General features: G+C 64.0%; 5 protein-coding genes and 2 pseudogenes. 5 read left to right on the top strand and 2 right to left on the bottom strand.

The window, feature by feature from the left end:
• Positions 1 to 44 precede the first annotated feature (44 nt).
• Positions 45 to 299: pseudogene (locus Q427_RS34325) on the top strand (transposase); the annotation flags it as partial.
• A gap of 26 nt (positions 300 to 325) precedes the next feature.
• On the opposite strand, the gene Q427_RS34330 reads toward Q427_RS34325, so the two are convergent.
• Positions 326 to 1,393: a sensor domain-containing diguanylate cyclase gene (locus Q427_RS34330; RefSeq protein ID WP_051496501.1), complete on the bottom strand. Its 1,068-nt coding sequence runs from the start codon at positions 1,391 to 1,393 to the stop codon at positions 326 to 328.
• Positions 1,394 to 1,979: 586 nt separating this feature from the next.
• Positions 1,980 to 3,407: a prephenate-dependent tRNA uridine(34) hydroxylase TrhP gene (gene trhP, locus Q427_RS17895; protein ID WP_043516469.1), complete on the bottom strand. Its 1,428-nt coding sequence runs from the start codon at positions 3,405 to 3,407 to the stop codon at positions 1,980 to 1,982.
• Between the two features lie 247 nt (positions 3,408 to 3,654).
• Between trhP and queC the strand changes: the two genes are divergently transcribed.
• From queC to Q427_RS17915, 4 genes and pseudogenes are all read left to right on the top strand, one after another.
• Complete coding sequence (gene queC / locus Q427_RS17900) at positions 3,655 to 4,410, top strand: 7-cyano-7-deazaguanine synthase QueC (RefSeq protein ID WP_043516471.1); 756 nt, start codon at positions 3,655 to 3,657, stop codon at positions 4,408 to 4,410.
• Complete coding sequence (gene queE, locus Q427_RS17905; RefSeq protein ID WP_043516473.1) at positions 4,403 to 5,059, top strand: 7-carboxy-7-deazaguanine synthase; 657 nt, start codon at positions 4,403 to 4,405, stop codon at positions 5,057 to 5,059. Before queC ends, queE begins: the two co-directional genes overlap by 8 nt.
• Positions 5,059 to 5,903: pseudogene (locus Q427_RS17910) on the top strand (6-carboxytetrahydropterin synthase). Before queE ends, Q427_RS17910 begins: the two are co-directional and overlap by 1 nt.
• Before the next feature lie 2 nt (positions 5,904 to 5,905).
• Positions 5,906 to 6,184, top strand: coding sequence for a YkgJ family cysteine cluster protein (locus Q427_RS17915; RefSeq protein WP_155833612.1), 279 nt, complete (start codon positions 5,906 to 5,908; stop codon positions 6,182 to 6,184).
• The last annotated feature ends 68 nt before the right edge of the window (positions 6,185 to 6,252 follow it).

Genomic DNA, 6,252 nt, shown 5'->3' on the forward strand with positions numbered 1-6,252 from the left:
GAGCCGGTCGCCGCTCCATCCCCGGCCACTATTATCACATCACTCTGGTTACGCGCCGTCGCTATCCGTTCTTTGATGACTTTCGTACCGCTTGCAAGGCGTGTCGTGCGTTTTCGATTCCAACCCTTGATGCCCAATGCAAGACACAGACCTTTGTGGTCATGCCCGACCATGTCCATTGGCTGTTGCAACTGAAGGGAGACCTGGCCCATGCCGTCCGGCTGTATAAATCCCATGTCTCCATGTCTGTCGGACTGCGGGTATGGGACGCGGGGTATTACGACCGGGTCCTGCGCTCCGATGAGGATATCCGCACCGTAGCGCGCTATATCGTCGCCAACCCGTTACGCGCAGGTTGGTGGAGAATATCGGGCAGTACCCCTACTGGGATGCGATATGGCTGGATTGATGGCTGGCCTGGAGAATCAGTTCTAGCCTGTTCGTCACCGTGGGGCTTCGCGCCTGGTGCAGTTACGCCCGGCCGCTTGGCGGCATAGAGGGCATCGTCGGCTCGACCCATGACGGCTTCGATCGAGGCATCGTCGGGCGCAAGACTCGCCACGCCAGCACTCACCGTGTACCGGATACGATTCGCTCCCTCTTCCACGATCTCCTTCGCGACATGACCCCGCAAGCGTTCGGCCAGTTGGAAGGCACCATCCAGGTCTGATCCAGGTAGCAGCACGACGAATTCCTCACCTCCCAGACGAGCCAACACGTCCGATCCGCGCAGCAATGTCGCGACGCCATTGCAGAAATTGATCAGTACCCGATCACCGGCGGAGTGTCCGAACCGGTCATTGACTCGCTTGAAGTGGTCGAGGTCGAGCATGGCCAGGGAAAGCGGCGTCCCGTACCTTCGGGCTCGAGCCACCTCTGCCTCGGATAACTCGAAGAAATGACGACGGTTTGCGACGCCCGTTAGCGGATCACGCTGCGCCAGAACCTCCAGCTTACGCTCGACTTCCTTGCGCGGCGTGATGTCACGAAAGAACCAGACTCGTCCCAGATACCGATTATCCTTACCCCACAGAGCCTTGGAAAAGCGCTCCAGCGTACGGCCATCTTTCAATGAAAGCTCGCACTGGTCCTCCAGTGAAGGATCATCGTAAAGTTCCTGCGTGCGCTTCAGAAATGCCTCGGGCGCTTCGAGACGTTCCATCGCAAGCGACAGTGGTGCCTGCTCGGAATACCCCGCCAGATTACCCCCATGGTCGCCCGGCAACTCCTCAAGGGGAATATCGAACACCTCAAACAGCCGCCGATTGTGGGACACGATCATCCCCTGATCATCCACCACGAGGATGCCATCGGGTGAGGCCTCGTGAATGGCCTCGATTAACGAACGATCAAAGTCGCCCTTGGTGGTGAGTCGATGGAGATCCGCTGACATGGCAACCTCTGAACGGGGAGCATAAGTGCCCGGGAGCCTTGCCCCAACCTCGTTCAGCAGAAGGTCAGGCGATCTTTTTGGCTACCATCATATAGCGTAGCCACTAATCCCTGGTGGTTTGCACGGCCGACAGGACGACTCGACACTCGATTCTATCAGCCTGTCGGATCTTCCGCTCCTGCACGAGCCAACGATTCGTTTCACCGACGGTGCAACGCCATTGCAGGAAGCATCTTCAGCTCCGGACCGACGCATCGGCGACTGGAGGCCGCAGGCCTCCTCGGTGGTGTTGCCAAGGTTTGCAGTTACCACTAGCGGCGGCGTCATCCGCCGGGCGCCTGACGGCGCCAGTCGCGATGCGGAGCAGCGCTCCAACAGCGATACTCTCCACCAACGCTAACCACACTGTTGTCGGAGGAATCTTTAGATCACGACTGGAGGCCGCAGGCCTCCCGGCGGGGTTGCCAAGGTTTGCAGTTACCACTAGCGGCGGCGTCATCCGCCGGGCGCCTGTCGGCGCCAGTCGCGACGCAAAGTCGGAGCGCCGAACCGGGCGCTCCTACAGCAGTTATTCCATGCCGGCAACCTAGCCCAGGTCCCGCATCAACAGCGCATATTCGATGCGCTCGGGGTCGATGGGCTCGCCCGGGATGGGGATGCGGACGATGTGGCCGGAGCCGGGGGCGGCGCCGACGGATTCGCCGTTCTTGTTCTCGATGTGCTCGAGGGTGAAGCGACGGTTGCCGCCGGGCAGCATGAGTTCCATGCCGTCGCCGACTTCAAAGCGGTTCTTGACGTCGACCTCCATGAATCCACGATCGGGGTCGTAGCCCATCACCTCGCCGACGAACTGCTGGTGCACGCCGATGGAGTTGCCCTGCTGGTAGTTCTGGTATTCGTCGTGGACGTGGCGACGGTAGAAGCCTTCGGTGTAGCCACGGTTGGCGAGGTTGTCGAGCTCGTCCATCAGGCGCATGTCGAAGGGACGGCCGGCAACGGCGTCGTCGATGGCGCGGCGATAGACCTGGGCGGTGCGGGCAACGTAGTAGTGGGACTTGGTGCGCCCTTCGATCTTCAGCGAGGTGACGCCCATCTGGGTCAGCTGGGGCACGTGCTGGACAGCGCGCAGGTCCTTGGAGTTCATGATGTAGGTGCCGTGCTCGTCCTCGAATACCGGCATGAGTTCGCCCGGCCGGGTGCGATCCTCGATCAGCGCCGAGAGTTCGTCCTGCCCTTCCACACCGCCGGCGGTGGCGGTGCTTTCCGCCACTTCGTCAAGCTCGGCGCTGCCACCGCCGGAGGCGATCAGTCCACCCTGGTCAGGGGTCCATATCCCGCTGCCGGCGTGGGCCCGGGCGGAATTGGCCGGCACCAGGTCGCCGGTCTCGTCGTGGGAGGCGGCCACGGTGTTGTACTTCCAGCGACAGGCGTTGGTGCAGGTGCCCTGGTTGGGGTCGCGGTGGTTGAAGTAGCCGGAGAGCAGGCAGCGGCCTGAATAGGCGATGCAGAGGGCGCCGTGGACGAAGGTCTCGATCTCCAGATCCGGGCACTCGGCGCGGATCTCGCCGATCTCGGCCAGGGAGAGTTCACGGGAGAGGATGATGCGACTGATGCCCTGCTTCTGCCAGAACCGGGCCGCGGCGTAGTTGACCACGTTGGACTGCACCGAGAGGTGGATCACCTGGTCGGGCCAGCGCTCGCGCACCATCATGATCAGCCCGGGGTCGGACATGATCAGCGCATCGGGCCCGGCTTCGATGACCGATTCCATGTCTCGCAGGTAGGTCTTGAGCTTGCTGTTGTGCGGCGCGATGTTGGAGGCGACGTAGAACTGCTTGCCCCGCTCGTGGGCGTAGGCGATGCCCTTGTGCAGGTTGTCGACCTTGAAGTCGTTGTTGCGCGCGCGCAGCGAGTAGCGTGGCTGGCCGGCGTAGACGGCGTCAGCGCCGTAGGCGAAGGCGTAGCGCATGTTCTTGAACGTCCCCGCGGGGGACAGCAGTTCAGGGGCTTTCATTAGGTCACCGTTTTCAGGACGATGGCACCAGGGGCTAGCTGAGCCTCCGCGCGCTTGTCGATTTCAGCGCTCGATCGGTTTCAGACAGCCCCTGGATGCTTTAGAGAGGGGCGGGAATCTTAGCAACTGGCGCCGCCCCTGGCCAGATTTCACCCTATTGCGTAAACTTGGCCCGCGCCGGACCGGACCCCGGCCAGCGGCTTTCACCGAGAGCCGCCCGATAAATTCTCCGACAACGAGTTTCCCCATGACCCAGTCCGCTGCTTCCTCCGTGCCCGCTACCGTGGTGATCTACTCCGGCGGCATGGATTCCTTTACCGTGCTGCACCGCGCCCTTCGCGAGGGGCTGGCGGTACATGCCCTCTCCTTCGACTATGGCCAGCGCCACGCCCGCGAACTCGAGGTGGCCGCCAAGGTGTGCCGCGAGCTCGGCGTGCCGCATCAGGTGGTCGACATTCGCGCCATTCACGGCCTGATCGACAATTCGGCCCTGACCGATGCCAGCCGCGACATGCCGGAAGGCGACTACGCCAGCGACAACCTGACCGCCACGGTGGTGCCCAACCGCAACATGATCCTGCTGTCGCTGGCCATCGCCAAGGCGGTGAACATCGGCGCCGGGCGCGTGGACTACGGTGCCCACGGCGGCGATCACGTGCTTTACCCGGACTGCCGCCCCGAGTTCGTGGAGCGCATGAATGCGGTGGCGGGCATCGCCAACTTCGAGCCGGTACGGATCAACGCCCCCTACCTGGGTTCCACCAAGGCGGATATCCTGGCCGATGGCCTGGCCATGGGACTCGACTACAGCGACACCTGGACCTGCTACCTGGGTCAGGAACTCGCCTGTGGCCGCTGTGGCAGCTGCCGCGAGCGGATCGCGGCCTTTGCCGCCAATGGCGCTACGGACCCGCTTGGTTATTGTCAGCGGCCCGACCCCGCCGCCACACCTCAGCGGCCCGACCCCGCCGCCTCGCCCTCCAGGGGCACGCCCGATGTATAGCGTCAAGGAGGCGTTCTACACCCTGCAGGGGGAAGGCGGACAGGCCGGGCGCGCCAGCGTGTTCTGCCGCTTCACCGGCTGCAACCTGTGGTCGGGCCGGGAGCAGGACCGCGCCACCGCCGCCTGCACCTTCTGCGATACCGACTTCCTCGGTACCGACGGCCAGAATGGGGGGCGATTCGCTGACGCCGAGGCCCTGGCCGCCCACCTGACCGCGCTGTGGCCCGTTCAGGACGGCGCCGGGGAGAAAGTCGCCACGCCCTATGTGGTGTTCACCGGCGGCGAACCGCTGCTGCAACTCGACGAGCCGCTCATCGCCGCGATGCACCGTCAGGGCTTCGAGGTGGCGGTGGAGACCAATGGCACCCTAGTGCCGCCCCCGGGTATCGACTGGCTCTGCGTCAGCCCCAAGGGAGCCACGGAGCTGGCGGTGACGGGCGGCGACGAGATCAAGCTGGTCTACCCCCAGCAGGCAGCGCCACCGGAGCGCTTTCAAAGACTCGATTTTGGCCACTTCTTCCTGCAGCCGATGGACAGTGGCCCGATGGGCGGGCGGGACAACCATGTGGGCGCTACCGTCACCTACTGCCTGGCCCATCCGCAATGGCGCCTGTCACTGCAGACTCACAAGATCGCGGGGTTCGACTGATGACGCTTTTCGTCAACCGCCTGAGCCATCTGGATGTCTCCCTTTGGTGTTCTCAGCGCGGCCTGATCGGTGCCAGCTGGCACGTGGATGCCGAACTCGATGGCGAGCTCGGCGAGGACGGCATGCTGTTCGACTTCGGAGAGGTCAAGCCGTGGATCAAGTCGCGCCTGGATGGCGGCGTCGATCACACGCTGCTGATACCGACCAAGGCCCCCGGCCTGGATATCTTCGAGTGCAGCGAAGGGCTCTGCTTGCGTGCCACCCACCCCTATCCCATGGAGGTTCGCGCACCACGACAGGCCTTCACCCTGCTGCCCTGGCCGGCCATCACCACCGAACGGCTGGCCCAGCTCCTGGCGAAGGAGATGATGAAGCGACCACCGCCACGGGTCAGCGACATTCGCCTGCGCCTTCGCGACGAGGTGATCGACGGGGCCGCCTATACCTATAGCCACGGCCTGAAGAAACACCTGGCAACTGCCAGCGTATCGCCCACGGGCATCGCTCGCGTCTGCATATCTGGCAGCGCGGCGTGCGCATGCCGGGGCTGGAGGCGGAATGGGCCGAGCGCCTGGCCGACTGCTACCTGATCGATGCAGCGGATATCGCCACCACCACCGACTCGGTGATACGCGGCATGGTGACCAGCCGCTACCGTTCCGACCAGGGTCACTTCATGATCCGGCTACCTTCGGAGCGCTGCTTCACCCTGCCCACCCCCACCACCGTGGAGCATATCGCCGCCTGGCTGGCACGACAGATCACCGAGGAAACCGGCCGCGCTACACGGGTTCAGGCCTTCGAGGGGGTCGACAAGGGGGCGATCGCGGAGGCACAGCCTTGAGCTTGCAGACGGCCTTGAGCGCGGCAAAAGACGACGGTTGCCGCCCCGGCTGTGGCGCCTGCTGCATCGCCCCGTCGATCAGTTCGCCGATCCCCGGCATGCCCGACGGCAAACCGGCCGGGGTGCGCTGCGTGCAGCTCGACGACGACAACTTGTGCCGGCTGTTTGGCGACCCACAGCGCCCGGCCGTGTGCGAACGCTTCGGCTTCGACCCGTCGCTCTGCGGCGATGATCGCCAGCAGGCACTGGAACGGATCAGCGCCCTGGAGCAAGCGACCTGAGTTTCTGCGTCTGTTTCTAATGTAGGAGCATCTTCAGATCGCGACTGGAGGCCGCAGGCCCCCCGGCG

The organism is Halomonas sp. BC04, from assembly GCF_000568385.1.